Origin of the sequence: Aestuariimicrobium sp. G57 (assembly GCF_050110855.1) — a bacterium.
GTDB lineage: Bacteria > Actinomycetota > Actinomycetes > Propionibacteriales > Propionibacteriaceae > Aestuariimicrobium.
The window spans coordinates 33,078-48,606 of sequence record NZ_JBNINW010000007.1; the positions used below are offsets into that span (position 1 = coordinate 33,078).

17 protein-coding genes and 1 riboswitch are annotated in these 15,529 nt (G+C 69.7%); of the genes, 2 read left to right on the forward strand and 15 right to left on the reverse strand.

The window, feature by feature from the left end; genetic code table 11:
- Nucleotides 1-130: 130 nt before the first annotated feature.
- From ACQCX5_RS13600 to ACQCX5_RS13635, 8 genes are all read right to left on the reverse strand, one after another.
- Nucleotides 131-808, reverse strand: a complete 678-nt coding sequence (locus tag ACQCX5_RS13600; RefSeq protein WP_434542583.1) for a hypothetical protein — start codon at nt 806-808, stop codon at nt 131-133.
- A gap of 13 nt (nt 809-821) precedes the next feature.
- Nucleotides 822-947 (reverse strand): hypothetical protein, encoded by a 126-nt coding sequence (locus tag ACQCX5_RS13605; RefSeq protein ID WP_434542584.1) that lies wholly within the window; start codon nt 945-947, stop codon nt 822-824.
- A 165-nt stretch (nt 948-1,112) separates the two neighbouring features.
- Nucleotides 1,113-1,751, reverse strand: coding sequence for a sugar transferase (locus tag ACQCX5_RS13610; protein ID WP_434542585.1), 639 nt, complete (start codon nt 1,749-1,751; stop codon nt 1,113-1,115).
- A gap of 8 nt (nt 1,752-1,759) precedes the next feature.
- A complete protein-coding gene (locus ACQCX5_RS13615; RefSeq protein WP_434542586.1) occupies nt 1,760-2,926 on the reverse strand; it encodes a DegT/DnrJ/EryC1/StrS family aminotransferase in 1,167 nt (388 codons plus the stop codon).
- Between the two features lie 10 nt (nt 2,927-2,936).
- Nucleotides 2,937-3,542: a cobalt ABC transporter gene (locus ACQCX5_RS13620; protein WP_434542587.1), complete on the reverse strand. Its 606-nt coding sequence runs from the start codon at nt 3,540-3,542 to the stop codon at nt 2,937-2,939.
- Nucleotides 3,543-3,544: 2 nt separating this feature from the next.
- Complete coding sequence (locus ACQCX5_RS13625; RefSeq protein WP_434542588.1) at nt 3,545-4,291, reverse strand: energy-coupling factor transporter transmembrane component T family protein; 747 nt, start codon at nt 4,289-4,291, stop codon at nt 3,545-3,547.
- Nucleotides 4,292-4,335: 44 nt separating this feature from the next.
- A complete protein-coding gene (locus tag ACQCX5_RS13630; protein WP_434542589.1) occupies nt 4,336-5,856 on the reverse strand; it encodes an ABC transporter ATP-binding protein in 1,521 nt (506 codons plus the stop codon).
- Nucleotides 5,853-6,515: an ECF transporter S component gene (locus tag ACQCX5_RS13635; protein WP_434542590.1), complete on the reverse strand. Its 663-nt coding sequence runs from the start codon at nt 6,513-6,515 to the stop codon at nt 5,853-5,855. The genes ACQCX5_RS13630 and ACQCX5_RS13635 overlap by 4 nt, the downstream gene beginning before the upstream one ends.
- 39 nt (nt 6,516-6,554) lie before the next feature.
- A riboswitch (TPP riboswitch) is annotated at nt 6,555-6,663 on the reverse strand.
- Between the two features lie 337 nt (nt 6,664-7,000).
- Between ACQCX5_RS13635 and ACQCX5_RS13640 the strand changes: the two genes are divergently transcribed.
- Complete coding sequence (locus ACQCX5_RS13640) at nt 7,001-7,372, forward strand: hypothetical protein (RefSeq protein WP_434542591.1); 372 nt, start codon at nt 7,001-7,003, stop codon at nt 7,370-7,372.
- A gap of 71 nt (nt 7,373-7,443) precedes the next feature.
- Here ACQCX5_RS13640 and ACQCX5_RS13645 read toward each other — a convergent pair whose 3' ends face one another.
- Together ACQCX5_RS13645 and ACQCX5_RS13650 are read right to left on the reverse strand one after the other, a co-directional pair.
- Nucleotides 7,444-8,358, reverse strand: coding sequence for an A/G-specific adenine glycosylase (locus ACQCX5_RS13645; RefSeq protein WP_434542592.1), 915 nt, complete (start codon nt 8,356-8,358; stop codon nt 7,444-7,446).
- A 62-nt stretch (nt 8,359-8,420) separates the two neighbouring features.
- Nucleotides 8,421-9,230 carry a hypothetical protein gene (locus tag ACQCX5_RS13650; RefSeq protein WP_434542593.1) on the reverse strand — a complete coding sequence of 270 codons (810 nt, stop codon included), beginning with the start codon at nt 9,228-9,230 and terminating at the stop codon, nt 8,421-8,423.
- Nucleotides 9,231-9,364: 134 nt separating this feature from the next.
- Here ACQCX5_RS13650 and ACQCX5_RS13655 point away from each other — a divergent pair, with 134 nt between their 5' ends.
- On the forward strand, nt 9,365-9,748 hold the full coding sequence (locus tag ACQCX5_RS13655; protein ID WP_434542594.1) for a phage holin family protein: 384 nt from the start codon (nt 9,365-9,367) through the stop codon (nt 9,746-9,748).
- A gap of 24 nt (nt 9,749-9,772) precedes the next feature.
- On the opposite strand, the gene disA is transcribed toward ACQCX5_RS13655, so the two are convergent.
- The 5 genes from disA to ACQCX5_RS13680 all read right to left on the reverse strand — a co-directional run bounded on the left by disA (nt 9,773) and on the right by ACQCX5_RS13680 (nt 15,503).
- A complete protein-coding gene (gene disA / locus ACQCX5_RS13660) occupies nt 9,773-10,801 on the reverse strand; it encodes a DNA integrity scanning diadenylate cyclase DisA (RefSeq protein WP_434542595.1) in 1,029 nt (342 codons plus the stop codon).
- Between the two features lie 39 nt (nt 10,802-10,840).
- The gene (gene radA / locus ACQCX5_RS13665; protein ID WP_434542596.1) at nt 10,841-12,232 is read right to left on the reverse strand and encodes a DNA repair protein RadA; all 1,392 of its coding nucleotides are present in this window, start codon (nt 12,230-12,232) and stop codon (nt 10,841-10,843) included.
- A 51-nt stretch (nt 12,233-12,283) separates the two neighbouring features.
- The gene (locus tag ACQCX5_RS13670; RefSeq protein ID WP_434542597.1) at nt 12,284-12,922 is read right to left on the reverse strand and encodes a VOC family protein; all 639 of its coding nucleotides are present in this window, start codon (nt 12,920-12,922) and stop codon (nt 12,284-12,286) included.
- Between the two features lie 75 nt (nt 12,923-12,997).
- Nucleotides 12,998-13,843 carry a hypothetical protein gene (locus tag ACQCX5_RS13675; RefSeq protein WP_434542598.1) on the reverse strand — a complete coding sequence of 282 codons (846 nt, stop codon included), beginning with the start codon at nt 13,841-13,843 and terminating at the stop codon, nt 12,998-13,000.
- Nucleotides 13,844-14,516: 673 nt separating this feature from the next.
- A complete protein-coding gene (locus tag ACQCX5_RS13680; protein ID WP_434542599.1) occupies nt 14,517-15,503 on the reverse strand; it encodes a DUF4241 domain-containing protein in 987 nt (328 codons plus the stop codon).
- Between the last annotated feature and the right edge of the window lie 26 nt (nt 15,504-15,529).

Genomic DNA, 15,529 nt, shown 5'->3' on the forward strand with positions numbered 1-15,529 from the left:
CGCCGTGCACCTTCGAGGAGCGTCGCGCACCTGAGGGGGAGCGTCGTTCACCTCACAGGGAGCGCGGCTCGCACACCACGGCGCACCTCAAAGAGCAGCGCACCGCTCAGCCGCCCAGCACCCCAGGCACTCAGAAGGGCTTGTCCTTCTGCCACACCAGCCGGTGCTTCTTCGTCGCGAAACATGCGATGGCCAACCCCACCCCGGCCAGGTTCAACCAGACCGCCGGTCCTGACGAGATCCGGTCATCCGCGACGCTGGCCGCCAGGATCAGCAGCATGAACGCCGAGATCAGGGCATCGGCGATCACCGCGATCGTCCAGATCAGGCTCGGCACCCGGCCCATCACACCGGCCAGGGCAAGCATCGCCCCGATGCTCGAGACCAGCGTGGCGATCAGGTAGACCACGAACAATGCCACCACGAACTCGGTCTCGGAGCCGCCGAGCAGGTGCGGCGTCCACTGCCACAGGAACGTGCCACCCGACCACGATTGCCCCGTGGGGTAGACGATCGGGGTGATCACGCTGCCGATGAACCCGAGCGCCGCAGCCGCCAGCATCGCCAGCACCACCACCTTGCGCTTCGGGCTCGGCGTGGGGTCGGGCCGCACCGGGATCATGTACGGCACACCGTTGATGTAGCGCACGCCGGGCGGGTGCGGCTGGCCATGCGGCGGCGGGCCCCAGCCGAGCGGGCCGCGTCCGTTCGACCCGGCCGGGGGTTGTGGTCCAGCGGGCGGTTGCCCCGGACGACCCGGCTGCTGCCATGGTGGCGGCCCCTGCGGGGGCTGCTGCGGGTTGGTCACGACCACGCCCCGATCACCAGAAACTCAGCACGACGGCCATCAGTCCACCGCCCAGCAACAGCAATTCCACGACCCACAATTGGTCGCGCTCGCCGCGGCGCCCCACCAGACGGGCGGCGCCACCGAGCAGCAACAACACGATTCCAACAAGCAACAGAGGGGACACACGAAACTTTCGATCGTCGGCCAGGGACAGACACGCTGTGCGCCAAGCCCCCCTCAGACGACCGGACCCGCCCCGGGGTTCCCCCCGACCGACCACTGACCGGACAAGCCCCGGTCGCACCAGTCACGACCGCACCAGTCACGACCGCACCACGGCGACCAGCGTCTGCCAGATCAACGCGATGTCGCCGGCCACCGAGTTGTTGCGCACGTACTCGCGGTACAACGCCACCTTGCGCGGCAGGATCACCTCGACATAGTGGGCCTCGGGGTCGTCGGCCTCGGCGAGTTCCTCCTGCTCGTTCCGATAGACGATCGAGGCGGGGTCGGTGATGCCGGGCCGCACCGACAAGATCTCGGCGGCCGCCTCGTCACCCCACATGGCGACGTACTTCGGCACCTCGGGCCTGGGGCCGACCAGCGACATGTCACCGACGAACACATCGATCAGCTGCGGCAGCTCGTCCAGCTTCGACGTGCGCAGCAACGCCCCCACGCGGGTGATGCGCGAATCGTGCGCCGAGGTGACCAGCGCGCCGGCGTTGTCGACCTTCATCGAGCGGAACTTGTGGATGCGGAACGTGCGCCCGCCCAGCCCGACCCGCTGCTGGCGGAAGAACACCGGCCCCGGGTCGTCGACCTTGATCGCGATCGCGCAGGCCGCGAACAACGGGGCGCCCACGACCAGGCCGACACCCGATGCGGCCAGGTCAAGCGCCCGCTTGGCGGTGAACCGCTTGATCGGGCGGCGCAGTTTCTCGGGGATGATCGTGGCCATGGTGCCCCTCAGTCGAGCGACGCGCGCACGGCGGCGATCACGCGGTCGACCTGGTCGTCGGTCATGGAACTGAAGATCGGTAGGCTGACCACCCGCTCGAACTCGGCGCTGGCCACCGGGTACATCTCGGGGGTCAGCTGGTAGGTGTCGCGCCAGTACGGCTGCAGGTGCATCGGGATGAAGTGCACGGACGTGCCCACGCCCTCGTCCGCCATCTCCTGGATGAAGGCGTCACGGTTCAGGCCGGCCTCGGCCGTGAGCCGGACGACGTACAGGTGCCAGGCATGGGTCGAACCCTCGGGCGCATGGGCCGGCAGCTGCAGCGGCAGGTCGGCGAAGGCCTCGTCGTAGCGGGCAGCAATGGCGGCGCGGCGGGCCGTCATCTCGGGCAGGCGGCGCAACTGCACTCGTCCCATGGCGGCGGCGGTGTCGGTCAGGTTGTCCTTGTAGCCGGGGGCGACGATGTCGTAGTGCCAGCTGGGCTTCTTGCTGCTGTAGCGGTCGAAGACGTCGCGGTCGATGCCGTGCAGACGCATGGTGCGCATGCGCTTGGCGACGTCCTCGTGCGGGGTCAGCACCATGCCGCCCTCGCCGGTGGCCATCGTCTTGGTGGCATAGAAGCTGTAGACGGTCGCGTCGTGGCCGTGGGTGCCGATCATGGCGCCCTCGTTGATGGTGGGCAGCGCGTGTGCGGCGTCCTCGACGATGCGCAGGCCGTGCGTGGCGGCGAAGTCGGCCAGTGCCTGGTTGGGCACACCGAGGCCCGCAAAGTGCACGGGCGCGATCACCTTGGTGCGATCGGTGAGCCGCTTCTCGGCATCGACCAGGTCGATGCACAGCGTGTCGGGGTCGACGTCGACGAAGACGGGGTCGGCGCCCAGGTAGCGGACGGCCTCGGCCGTGCTGGTGAACGTCCATGTGGGCACGAGCACCTCGTCACCCGGGCCGATGCCCATGGCCTCGTACGACAGGTGCAGCCCGGCGGTGGCCGAGTTGACCGCCACGGCGTGCACGCCACCCGCGCCGCCGGTGACGAAGTCGGCGAATTCCTGTTCGAAGGCCGCAGCATTCGGGCCCGTCGTGAGCCAACCGTTGCGCATCGTCTCGACGACGGCCTCAATTTCGGCCTCCGTGATGTCGGGGCGCGCAAACGGGATGAACTCGGCTTCGGTCATACTGCCGAATCTACCAGCGCAGATAGGGCACAGCCGGCGTGACATGAGGCGCGACATTCAGCTGCATATCAGCCAGTCGCCACGGGTGGTGGCGTTGCCAGTGGACGAGTTCCTGGGCAGCCCACAGGTCCCACCAGGGCCGGTAGCCCTCGCCGTCGCGGTCGAGCGCCCGTTCGCGGCGGGTGATGGGGTCCAGTTCCATCCACAGGCCGGCGGTGGCCAGGGCACGGTTCTCGGGGGTCAGCGCGCCGCAGCCCTCGATGACGATGTCGGCCACCGGGTCGAGGTCGACCCAGCCGTCGGGGCGGTGGGCGGCCCAGTCCCAGGTGGGGTGGCCGGGGTTCACAGCGCGCAGCATGTCGGGCACCATCGCGGCACCCTCGGCGAGCCCTTGCCACCCGGGGTAGCAGCTGTCGAGGCTGACCAGCTGGGTGTCGGGGCTGGTCGCGCGCAGGTGGGCGACCAGCTCGGTGGCCAGTGACGTCTTGCCCGCGCCCGAGCCACCGTCGACCAGCAGCACCAGCCGCGGGTGGCCCGCGGACAGGTCGCGGGTGCGCTCCGCAATGCGGGTGATGGTGTCGGGGTGGGTGACGTGGGTGGGGGACTGGTCGACCATGATCAACTCCCCACGATCCACAGGGTGCCGAACCGTTGGGCGGCCAGCAGCGCGAATGCGCCCACTGCGAGGACGATGGCCACGGCGATGCCGTCGGCCGCGCTGAGCCGTGACGGCCTGGCCCAGGTGCGCTCGCTGCCGCCGAAGCCGCGGGCCTCCATGGCGGTGGCCAGCCGTGAACCGCGCCTGACCGCGAAGACCATCAGCGTGAACGCCATGGTCGTCCAGCGCCGCAGGCGGCCGGTGTCGCCCAGGCCGCGGGCGCGGCGGGCCTGGCCCAGCGTGCGCCAGTCGTCGAGGAACAACCCGATCATGCGGATGCCGGCGAGCGTGCCCAGCACGAACCGGGCGGGGAATCTGAACACCTGCGCCAGGCCGTCGGCCATGTCGGTGGGGTCGACGGTGGTCAACAGCAGGATCGCGGGCATGCCCAGCGCGAAGACCCTGATGAACACGGCCAGCGCCAGCCACAGCGACTGCTCGGTGACCATGATCGGGCCCCAGTCGAAGAACGTGGGCCCGCCCGGCAGGCCATAGAGCGCCATCGACAGCGCGCCGATGGGGGCGACCACGAGCAGCGGCGCGAGTCGCTTGATGAATCGCCAGGTGCCGAAGCCGACCAGCGGTGCCGCCAGCAGCGAGAACCCGGCGACGATGGTGGCCGAGAGCCAGTCGAGGGTGATGATCACCGGGATGCTGAGCAGGATCGCCAGCACGATGCGGGTGACGGGATTGATCCTGTTGATCATGGTCGTTCTGGTGGTGGTCGCTGGGGTCGTGGTGGTCGCTGGGGTCATGGTGTGCGCACGCCCCGATCGGTGAGGCCGTGGGCGGGGTCGAGGTGCAGGTGCACCTGTCCGAGTGCCTCGATGTACGCCGCGTCATGGGTGACCGACAGCACGGTGGTGCCGAAGCTCGTGACCTGGTCGCTGATCAGTCGCACGAGCTCGAGCCAGGTGTTGCGGTCCTGCCCGAAGGTGGGTTCGTCGAGCACGATGACGGCGGGGCTGGTGGCCAGCACGGTGGCCACCGACAGCCTGCGCTTCTCGCCGCCCGACAGGGTGAACGGGTTGGCGTCGGTCAGGTGGCCCAGGTGGAGGGCCTGGATGAGTTCGTCGGTGCGCTGGCTGATGCGCGCCTGGGGCCACTTCAGTGCGGTGAGCCCGGCGGTGAGTTCGTCGCGCACCGATGCGGCGACGAACTGGTGCTCGGGCTGCTGGAACACCGTGCCGATGCGGGTGGTCAGGTCGGTCGAATGCCACGTCGCCGGGTCGGCCGGGTCGGTGCGCCGCCGCGGCGGTGGTTGCAGCTTCGGCGCGGCGCTGACGCGCCCGTTCAGCGGGGCGAGCAGGCCGGCGAGGGTGAGCGCCAGGGTCGACTTGCCGGCGCCGTTGGGGCCGGTGAGCACGGTCGAGGTGGCCTCGGGCAGGGTGATGTCGATCCCGCTGGCGATGGGACGGTCGGGGGAGCGGGCGATGGTGAGGTCGTGCCCGGTGATGATGCTTGCGGCCGTCTGTGGACGAGGCGCGTGGTCAGGACGAGGCGCGTGGTCAGGACGAGGCAGGGGCTCGGCTGGTGCGGGCACCCCCGGCACCCACACCCCGGCGGCGAGCAGTGCGTCGCGGTGGGCCTCGATGGTGGCGCGGGCAGGGCCGTCGGCAATGATCCCGCCGACGGCGTCCAACACGATGACCCGGTCGACCAGGTCGACCCAGGTATCAACGCGGTGTTCGACCACGACCAGGGTGCGGCTGCGGTCGGCGACAACCCGGTCGACGGCCTCGACCACCTGGCGGATGCCGTCGGGGTCGAGGTTGGCGGTCGGCTCGTCGAGCAGCAGGATGTCGGCGCGCATGGCGATCGCGCCGGCCAGTGCCAGTCGTTGCTTCTGGCCGCCCGACAGGGCAGAGGTCGGGTGGCGCAGCGGCACGTCCAACCCGACCTGCGCGAGCGCATCGCGCACGCGCGGCCAGATCTCGTCGCGGGGCACACGCAGGTTCTCGCAGCCGAACGCGACGTCGTCGCCCACGCGGGCGAGCACGACAGACGATTCGGGGTCCTGCTGCACGAGCCCCACCCGGCCGATCGCGCGGGTCGGGTGGCGCCCGTCGATCAGCAGACGGCCCTGCTGCTCGCCCTCGTCGCCAGAGATGACCCCGGCGAGGGCGTGCAGCAGGGTCGACTTGCCCGCACCGCTGGCACCGAGCAGCAGGACGCTTTCACCGGGGCTGATGGTGAAGCTCAGGTCGCGGGTGGCCCAGGTGGAGCGCCCCGCGTGCCGCCAGCCCCAGTGCTCGGCGGTGATGCTGCTCACGCGGTCTTGCTCGTCCGGGCCTCGCGTCCGGCGGCGAAACGGTCGAGGGCGCCGGTGCCGGCCAGCGCCTTGACGAGCACCCAGCCGAGCAGGCCGGCGAGCACGGCACCCGACAGCGCCAGGCTGCCCAGGTAGATGCTGTTGAACAGCGCACCCTTGGCGCGGTTGCTGAAGAAGAACTCGAAGACCCAGGCACCGACGCCCGCACCGATGCCGGCGAGCACGGCGACCTCGATGCTGAAGCGGCGGTACAGGAAGGCCAGGAAGATCAGCTCGGCGCCGATGCCCTGTGCCAGGCCGGAATACAGCGTGGTGATGCCCCACTGGTTGCCCAGCGTGGCCGAGACGGCGGCGGCGATGAGCTCGACGAGCAGGGCTGCTCCCGGCTTGCGGATCACCAGGCCACCGATCACGCCGCCGATCAGCCAGACGCCGACGGCGAGCCCGCCGAGGCCGGGGGTGATGGCGTCCATGGCGCCGAACCAGATGCCGCCGATGGTGTTCCAGGCCCAGAAGACCAGGCCCACGGCGACACCGAGCACGGCGGTGACGACGATGTCGACGACGCGCCAGCCCCTGGTCGAGACGGCGGTGGTCTGGTCGTCGGTGGTGGGTGAGGTCTTGTTGTTGGTGGTGTTGTGCAGGTCGTGCGTGGTCATGGGTGCACCTTTCACAAGTGCACGGGTAGATGCCGACTTTCGGCAAGAAGAGATCGCTCCCTGGCGCTGGCATGACCCAGATCAGGTTCGACGGTCGGGGCGGTTCAGCCCCCTCTCAGCCCGTTCCCGGACTCCCGTGGTTCCTTCCATCATAGGGCGTTGTGCCGTGCTGGCAAGCCAAGTTGGGTAACACTGTTACAGACCTATTGCCCGCGTGGTGAGGTAATGCTAGCCTGAGCGCAATTCCCGGCCTTCGGCTTATCGGTGGATCGGGATGGCAGCCGCGAGCAACCCCCTGGCTCCCATCGGAGCCTGCTCGCCACCATGACGCCGCCGCTTCCCAGGTGGCGCCACGCGCGGTTCGGCCCTGCGAGCCCGACCGCATCAGGCGTCGCCCACAGATCCCCCATCATCACCCTCATCGGCACGGCTTGTTTTGTCGTGCCCCGGGACGACGCGCACTTTTTCCTTGTCAAGGAGGACACGTGCTTCGCAAGACTCTCGCTGCAGCAGCCATGGCCGCAGCAGTCACCCTCATCCCCACAGCCGCCTATGCCCTGGACTGTACGAACGTCAGCCGGCCGCCGGCCGCATGCGGCGCAGTCTGCAACGACGGTGTCGTCTCGACCGGCAACTGGTTCTGGCTGCCGAGCGTCTTTCCGGGCGCGGACCAGGCCTGGGTGTTCGTGCCGCCGGGCACGGTGCCGGACATCGCCCCGGGCGGCAAGGGCAACTTCCAGAACGGCCAGGGCTACGCCTTGCTGGTCAACGCCATCTGCGACTCGAAGGGTTCGGTGCTGATGAAGCGCCAGACCGACCATGGCATCCAGCTGATGGAAGGTTGCATGCCCCACTGATCCTGGCCGTCCCCACATCACCGCTCGACCGGCGAAGGCCTCCCTGTGTGGGGGCCTTCGCCTGTTGTCGACTACAGCGTGATGACCGAGCCCGATTCACGGGCGAGCCCATCTTCGAGCAGTGACGCCAGGCAGCGTTCGGCCTGGGTGGCGTCATGCCAGCGGGCGAGCAGTTGCGCGCGGGTGCGTCCGTCGTGGTGGTGGCGCAGTTCGGCGAGCAGCACCCCGCGGCACTGGCGGTCGGTGCCGTGCCAGTCCTGTGGACGGCGCGGCGCGACGGCGGGTTCGGGGCGACCGGCGAGGTTCCAGGCGCACTGGGCAGCAACGGGGCAGCCGTCGTCGCAGCGCGGGGCACGGGCGGTGCAGACCAGTGCACCGAATTCCATGGACGCAGCGGCCCAGCGGGCTGCGGTCGTGGCGTCGTCGGGCAGCCACGCCAGGGCCAGGGCACGGTCGGCCACCGAGGGCGGACGCTCACCGCTGGGGTCTTCGAGGCGTTGCAGCACGCGGCGCACGTTGGTGTCGACCACCGGCTCACGTCGTCCGAAACCGAAACTGGCGATGGCGGCGGCCGTGTAGTCGCCGACACCGGGCAGGGCCTTGAGCTGGGCCACGGTGTCGGGGACAACGCCCGCGTGCTCGGTGACGATGGCCGTGGCGGCGGCATGCAGGCGTTGGGCGCGGCGGGGATAGCCGAGGCGTCCCCAGGCGCGGACGGCCTCGGCGGCAGGGTCTGCGGCCAGCGCGGCAGGGGTGGGCCAGCGGGCCAGCCACTCATGCCAGGGCCCGAGCACCCGGTTGACGGGGGTCTGCTGCAGCATGAACTCGCTGACCATGACACCCCAGGGCGTGGCCTCGGCGCGGCGCCAGGGCAGGTCGCGGGCGAACTCGTCGTACCAGTCGAGCAGGGTGGCGACGACCCGGGCCCGGGGGCGCTCGGGGTGGGCGCGGTCGGGCTGCAGCGGGTCGGCGGTCACCACACCCATGGTGCCCGAAGTTTTGTGCCGTGTGGAGGCACATTACTTCACAGGTTCAGGCCAGCACAGGTTCAGGCCAGCACCGTCATCACATGCTGTACCGGAGCCCCGCCCGACAGCACCGCCGTGGCGACATAGGTGCCGGGCAGCAGCATGGCCGTGTCGACCTTGCAGTCGCCCAGCGAGCGCTTCGTGTTCCAGGGGATCGTGTAGCCCCACGCCTTGCCCGGGCCAAGGCTCGCGGTGCCGCCGGCCTTGTGGGTCGAGCAGTCGTTGCTCGACCAGATGCGGTCAGCCCCGGAATAGATGCGCACCTCGAATGTGGTCTTCGTCAGGTCGATGACACACGCGCTCTTGCTCGCCAGCCCGACGCGCAGGTTCACGGTGTTGCCCGTGTTCACCCGGGTGGCGCCCTCGATGGACGCGGTGACGGCCGACGGGTCACAGGCGAGCGGCCCGGTGGGCTTGGGGCTGCTGGGCGGGGCGCTCGTGCTGGGTGCCGGTTTGCCGGCGGTCGAGGACGAGGCTGACGAGGCGGCCGGGGTCGAAGCAGCCGGGGATGAAGCGGCCGGCGTCGAAGCCGGGGATGAAGCAGCTGGTGTCGAAGCAGCAGGTGTGCTCGGCGTCGGGGTGGTTGACGGCGTGGGTGTGGCCGACGGCGTCGTCGAGACCGATGCCGCCGGGGTGGACGCGTCCGATGGCTGTTCACCGGTCGGCACGGCGGTGATCACATCGCCCGATGCGGTGCTGCCGCCGAACGCCCGCGTGGCCAGCCACACGACCAGGGCGATGGCAAGCACGATCACGGCAATCGCGGCGGAGCGACGAATCCAGTACGTGCGCTCACCGTCCGGGCCGACTGGATGCAGCAGCGTGTCCATGGCCCGAGATTACGGACGAACCGGCCGCGGGCGGCGCAGGCTTGCCGGGCCCACCCCCAATCCGCGGCCGGACCGGGGGTCAGTCCGGGTCGCTCCCCATGGTCCGGCGCCGGGTCTGGTGCAAGGCTGGGGGCATGAAGTTCATCATCCGTGTGCTTGCCACCGCCGCCGCTGTTGCCGTCGCTGCCTGGCTGTTGCCGGGTGTCGCCATCACCGGCGCAAGCAGGCAGGACCAGGCGCTCGTCCTGCTTGCCGTCGCCGCGATCATCGGCGTGGTCAATGCGCTGGTCAAGCCGTTGGCCCAGTTCGTCTCGACCTGCGCCATCATCCTCACGCTGGGGTTGTTCCTGTTTGTGATCAACGCCGCCATGTTGATGCTCGTCTCGTGGATCGCCGGCGAACTCAACCTCGGCTTCCACGTCGATGGCTTCTGGTGGGCACTGGCCGGTTCGGTGGTGATCAGCGTCGTGAGTGGCTTCATCAACGGCGTGCTCGGCACCTCGAAATCGGCGGAGTAACCACGTCAGGCAAGTACGCAGGCGTCAGTCGTTCAACGCAGCCTCGCTCAGTCGCATCAACCCGTCGCGGACGACCCTGGCCTGTGACTGCGTGATGCCGTCGACGGCCGCGATCTCGGCGGCGGTGGCGGCCAGCACCTCTTGCAGGGTCCCGAACCGGTCGAGCAGCGACTCGGCCACCTGGTCGGTCATCCGCGGGATGGTGTGCAACTGCCGGTAGCCCCGCGCCCGCACCCGCGCATCCAGGTGCGCGCTGCCGAACCCGAACGCCTCTGAGGCCCGGTTCAGGTCGAGCAGGTCGGCGTCCGTGATCGCCTGCATGCCGAGCGCCGAGGGCCGGTCCAGGTAGTCGCGGCGCAGGTCGGCAGCCATCGCGTCGCGGCCCTGCTGCACCTCGGCCAGCTGGGTGCCGAGCAGCCGGCCCTCGACCCCGAGCACGACCAGCGCATCGACCACCTCTTGTTCGAGTCGTCGGCTGAACTCGAGCCGTTGGGCCAGCCGCACCACATCGGCGACCGTGGCCTGGTCCTGCACCTCGAGCACGTTCAGCACGCGCGACAACGCCACGATGAACTGGCGGTGACTGAACATCGCCGTCAGTGCCTGGTTCGTGCGGGCCAGCACCAGCTGGGGTGATTCCACCGGGTGGCGCTGCCCGTCCATGAACAGCGCAATCGTCGACATCGAGGCCGACACCGTGACCACGGGCACCCGCGTCTGGCGGGCGACCCGGTCGGCGCTGCGGTGGCGGGTGCCGGTCTCGTCGGTGGGCAGGTCGCCGCGGGGCACAAAGTGCACCCCCGCCCGGACGATGCGGCTGAGGTCTGCGGTCAGGATGATCCCGCCGTCCAGCTTCGACAGTTCGCGCAGTGCACTCGGGGTGAACGGCACGTCGATGTGGAACCCGCCCGAGGTCACCTGCTGCACCTCGTCGGTGTTGCCCAGCACGATCAGCGCGCCGGTGCGGCCGTGCACGATCCGCTCCAGCCCGTCGCGCAGTTGCGTGCCCGGGGCGATCAGTGCCTGGTAGCGCTTCAGGTTCTCGCTGGTCATGCGCACCACTCTAGGCAGGCCGGCCCGGCCCATGGCGCATCACGAGTCGCCCCGGCGCAGGTCGAGCACGCCGAGCGCCTCGGCCAGGCTGGCCACCTCGACCACCTTCAACCCGTGCATGCGGGGCAGTTTCTGGGATGCGTCGCGCGAGTTGGACGGCACCAGCGCCAGCTCGAACCCGAGCCTGGCGGCCTCGGCCACGCGCCGTTCCAACCCCGGCACCCGGCGCAGGTCGCCGGCCAAGCCCACCTCGCCCATCGCGACCACACGCTGTGGAAAGTTGCGGTCGACCGCCGCCGACGCCACCGCAATGGCCACAGCCAGGTCGGTCGTCGGGTCGCTCACCCGCGCACCGCCGATGGTCGAGACGTAGACATCCTTCTGGGACAAGGGCAGGCGGGCCTTGCGTTCCAGCACGGCCAGCACCAGCGCCACCCGCGAGTTCTCGAGGCCGTGGGTCGTGCGCCGCGGACTGGTCTGGTAGGGCGAGGGCGCGACCAGGGCCTGCAGTTCGGCCAGCAGCGGGCGGCGACCTTCCATCGTCACCGTCACGCACGTGCCGGGCACGGGTTCGGCGTGCCGGGTGGTGAAGATGTGGGTGGGGTCGGGCACCTCGACGATGCCGGAGTCATTCATCTCGAAACAGCCGACCTCGTCGGCGGGCCCGAAGCGGTTCTTGGTGGCCCGCACCATGCGGAACCCCGAGTGCCGGTCGCCCTCGAAGGCCAGCACCACGTCGACGAGGTGTTCCAGCATCCGCGGCCCGGCGATGCTGCCGTCCTTGGTCACGTGGCCCACGATCACCACGGCCATGCCGCGCCGCTTGGCGACCCGCACCAGTGCGCCGGTGACCTCTCGCACCTGGGTGACCCCGCCGGGTGACCCGTCGGCCTCGGCGGTGCCGATTGTCTGCACCGAGTCGACCACCAGCAGGTTGGGCGAGACCTCTTCAATGTGCCCCAACACTGTGCCCAGGTCGTTCTCGGCCGCCAGGTACAGGTTGTCGGCCAGCGCATTTGTTCGTCCGGCGCGCAGCCTGACCTGGGCCGCCGACTCTTCACCGGTCACGTACAAGGTGGTGGCGTCGGCCGCACCACGCGCCCAGCGCGCAGCCACCTCGAGCAGCAGCGTCGACTTGCCCACGCCGGGTTCGCCGGCCAGCAGCACCACGACACCGGGCACCAGGCCGCCGCCGAGCACCCGGTCGAGTTCGCCGATGCCGGTCAGGCGCCGGTCGGCCTGACCCTGCGGCACGTCGCCGATCGGCACTGCCTTGGTGAGCGGCACCGACGTGGCAACCTGCGCCAGCTTGGGGGCACCCGCCTCGACGACGCTGCCCCAGGTCTGGCATTCACCGCAGCGCCCGACCCACTTCGCGGTCGTCCAACCACACTCGGTGCAGGTGAACCCGTCAGTCTTCGCCTTGGCCATGCCCACCACAGTAGGGGTGGGGTCCGACAAAACCTTGCAGAGCCATCAGGCTCAGATGCGCACCTCGCCGCGACCCGGCACGTTGAACACCGCTGCGACAAGGCCGGGTGCACCGTTCTCGCTGTTGAACTCCATGCGCACGCCATCGAGCTGGTCGTCGATCTCGGTGCCGATCCACTCCTCGACGCGGTGCTGGTTGCCCGAGATCTGCATCGCCTCGAGGGTGATCTCGCCCTGCAGCGCACTCGGCTGCACCTCGGCAGGCGAGATCCACTTCAAGAAGTAGGGCAGCTGCGGGTCGGCCATCAGGCCCCGAATGCCCAGCTGCTCCCATTCGAGCAGGCGTCCGTCCGGAAAGTGGCGTGAGCCGGGCACAGCCTGGCGCTCGAGGCGCTGCTCATAGGGGGTCAGGTCGTCGACCGAGACGACCCAGCCGAGCCAGCCACCGCCCATCTCAGAGCGAGCGCGCACCGCCTGACCGAAGACAGCCTTGTCTGCGGCAGGGTGGTCGAGCACCTCGACGACCTCGAGGTAGCGGCCCTCGGTGAGGGGCAGCAGGTTGTTGCGGGTGCCGAAGCGAGGGTGGAATCCGCCGTTGATGAACTCAGCGCCCAGGGCATCGCCCAGGCGCTCGACGGTGGACGCCAGACCCTCGGGCCCCGCAGCGAAGATCAAATGGTCCACATGCATGGGTTCATCATGGCCTGTGGGTTCACGAACCGCGAAATCGAGGTGGTCCAATTGTGCATGGCCTCACAAGCTGCGCTATGTCGTGGACGACCCCCGCGCCGCAACGGTGGCCGGATGAAGGGGCATTCGGCGCCGCAAGAATGTTTCACATTCAACTGACAACACGTCGTAGGCCGATTGCCCGATCAGCTCGACCAGTTCGTCGCGGCTGGTGCGGAACACCGGCTCGCTGCCTACGTGGGCGGCCGGTGACCCGGTGCAGTACCAGGCGAGGTCGGCCCCGCCCGCGCCCCAGCCGCCGCGGGTGAATTCGGTGATGGTGATCTCGAGGGTGGGGGAGCCGTCGGCCCGCTCGCCATGTCTGTACTGGCGCCGGATCGGCAACTGCCAGCAGACGTCAGGCTTGGTCTCGACCGGTGACATGCCTTGTCGCAGCGCCAGCAGGTGCAATGCGCAACCGCTGCCGGCCGCGAACGTGGCGTCGTTGTGAAAGATGCAGGCGACGTCGAGGCGGCGGGTCTGGCGTGGGGTGGCGGGGGTGTTGTCGTCGGGGTTGTCGTCGTCGTGCCCGGGTTCATCGGCGTGGACGTCGTCCTCGGCATCGACGGCCCAGCCCAGGGCCAGGCCCTCGGCCCGGTGCTGCCACAACTCGTCGGTCAGCCGCTCGACGTGGGCGGCCACGCGTGCCTCGTCGGCGGGCTCGGTGAAATGCGCGCCAAAGGTGCAACAGCCCGCGCCCGGATGGTCAGCCGAAATGCCGCGGCAGCCCTGACCGAAGATGCAGGACCAATCGCTGGTGAGCCAGGTCAGGTCGGCCCTGATCAGCTGGTCAGCGTCGGCGGGGTCGACGAACTCGACCCAATGGCGCGACACATCACCCCAGGCCAGGCCGCTGACTTCGCGCCAGCTCTGATCGTCCACGGGGGCGATGCTACCGGGGGCGGGCGGCGGGTGGGGTCGGGCAGTTCCACTGGGGCGGGGGCGGGTCGAGGCAGTTCCACTGGGGCGGGGGCGGGTCGAGGCAGTTCCACTGGGGCGGGGGCGGGGTCGGGCAGGCCGTCGGGCAGGCCCCAGACTTGCACAACTGGCACCACGGTCACGCTCGCAGGCGATTCTGGCCGTTCGGCTTGCACTCGGGGCGCTGGTGTCACAAGTGCATGTTGGTGGTCCATCAGATCCAGGGTGCCTCCGGCGCCGGGCCGAAGTCTTCCACCTGCTGCACCGTTCACCCGCATCGTCCGGGCAGCCCCCAAACTTGCACAACTGGCACCACCGCCACGTTCGCAGGCGATTCCGTCCATCCCGCTTGCACTCGTGACACCGGCGCCACAAGTGCACGTTGGTGGTCCATCAGGGTGCCTCCGGAGCCGGGCCGAAGTCTTCCACCTGCTGCACCGTTCACCCGCATCGTCCGGGCAGCCCCCAAACTTGCACAACTGGCACCACCGTCACGTTCGCAGGCGATTCCGTCCACCCGGCTTGCACTCGTGACACTGGCGCCACAAGTGCACGTTGCCTGCCCGTCGCGGTCTGTCAGCGGTCGACGAACATGACCCAAGGGCGCGCCCAGCCCCGATCATCCACGCCGGTGATCTCACCGGCCCCAGGGCGCCCCCGGAACCAGGCCGAAGTCGACCACCAGCTGCACCGGTTCACCCACCTCGTCCAGACCCCAGTACGCCGGGTAGGCGCCGTCGCCGTTGCCCGAGTGGGCAATCACGCCGAAGTCCTCATCACCAGCGGCGAGCATGGCTGCCTCCCTGTCCCCGAAGGCCTCCCAGGCCACCTCTTTGTCGCGCACGGTCAGGCCATAGGCGCGTCCGGCATCGATCACCGACAGGTTCCCGGCGTCGACGCCGTAGACGTAGCCGCGCCCGACCGCGTCAGCCAGCCGCCACTGGGCCGGGGTCGCGTCGGCCAGGCTCACCCGCAGCGCCCCGCAGCGTCCATCGACCAGCACGATGTGGGCGGTGGCCATGCCTGGGGCCACACGCCTGGCCAGCGGGACGATCGTGGCCAGGCGATCGCCGAAGTCCCCGATCGCCAGGAGCCCTGAATGGCTGAAGCGGCCGACCTCGACCACGTCCGGGCCAAGTGCCGAGCCGGGGTCGTGGCGGTCCTGCTCACCCAGCGGACGAAGCTCGGCCTGCAGGCTCGGGGCAGCGAGCGCGTCGGCGGCCTTCGCGGGATCCACTGCGGGGGCATCCGGGTCGTCCCGGTAGTCACGGATACGACTGATGCGCCAGTCGTCGCCGCTGCGCTGCAGCGAGTACTCCAGGAATCGGTACCCGACGCGCTTGTTGCGCCTGGCGCTGACCATGGCCACCTCGCCCGAGACCTGCTCACCGACCACCGACTCGATCTGCGGGTCGTGGGCGCCGGGTGACTCGAAGCTGCTGGCGTCGAGTGTGAAGCCCACCACTCCGTGGCGTGAGGCGACCTCAGCGAGCCGGTCGCGCCAGTCCTGGAACGGCGGCGGTCCCTGGCGATTGGTGCGGTCGAAGGCAGGCGTGATGGCCGCGACCTGGTCGGCGTAGTCGGCGATGAAGGCGGTCACGCGGTCACTGGGTGAGGGGCTCATGCCGCCCAGCGTAGGGCCGTCGCCCA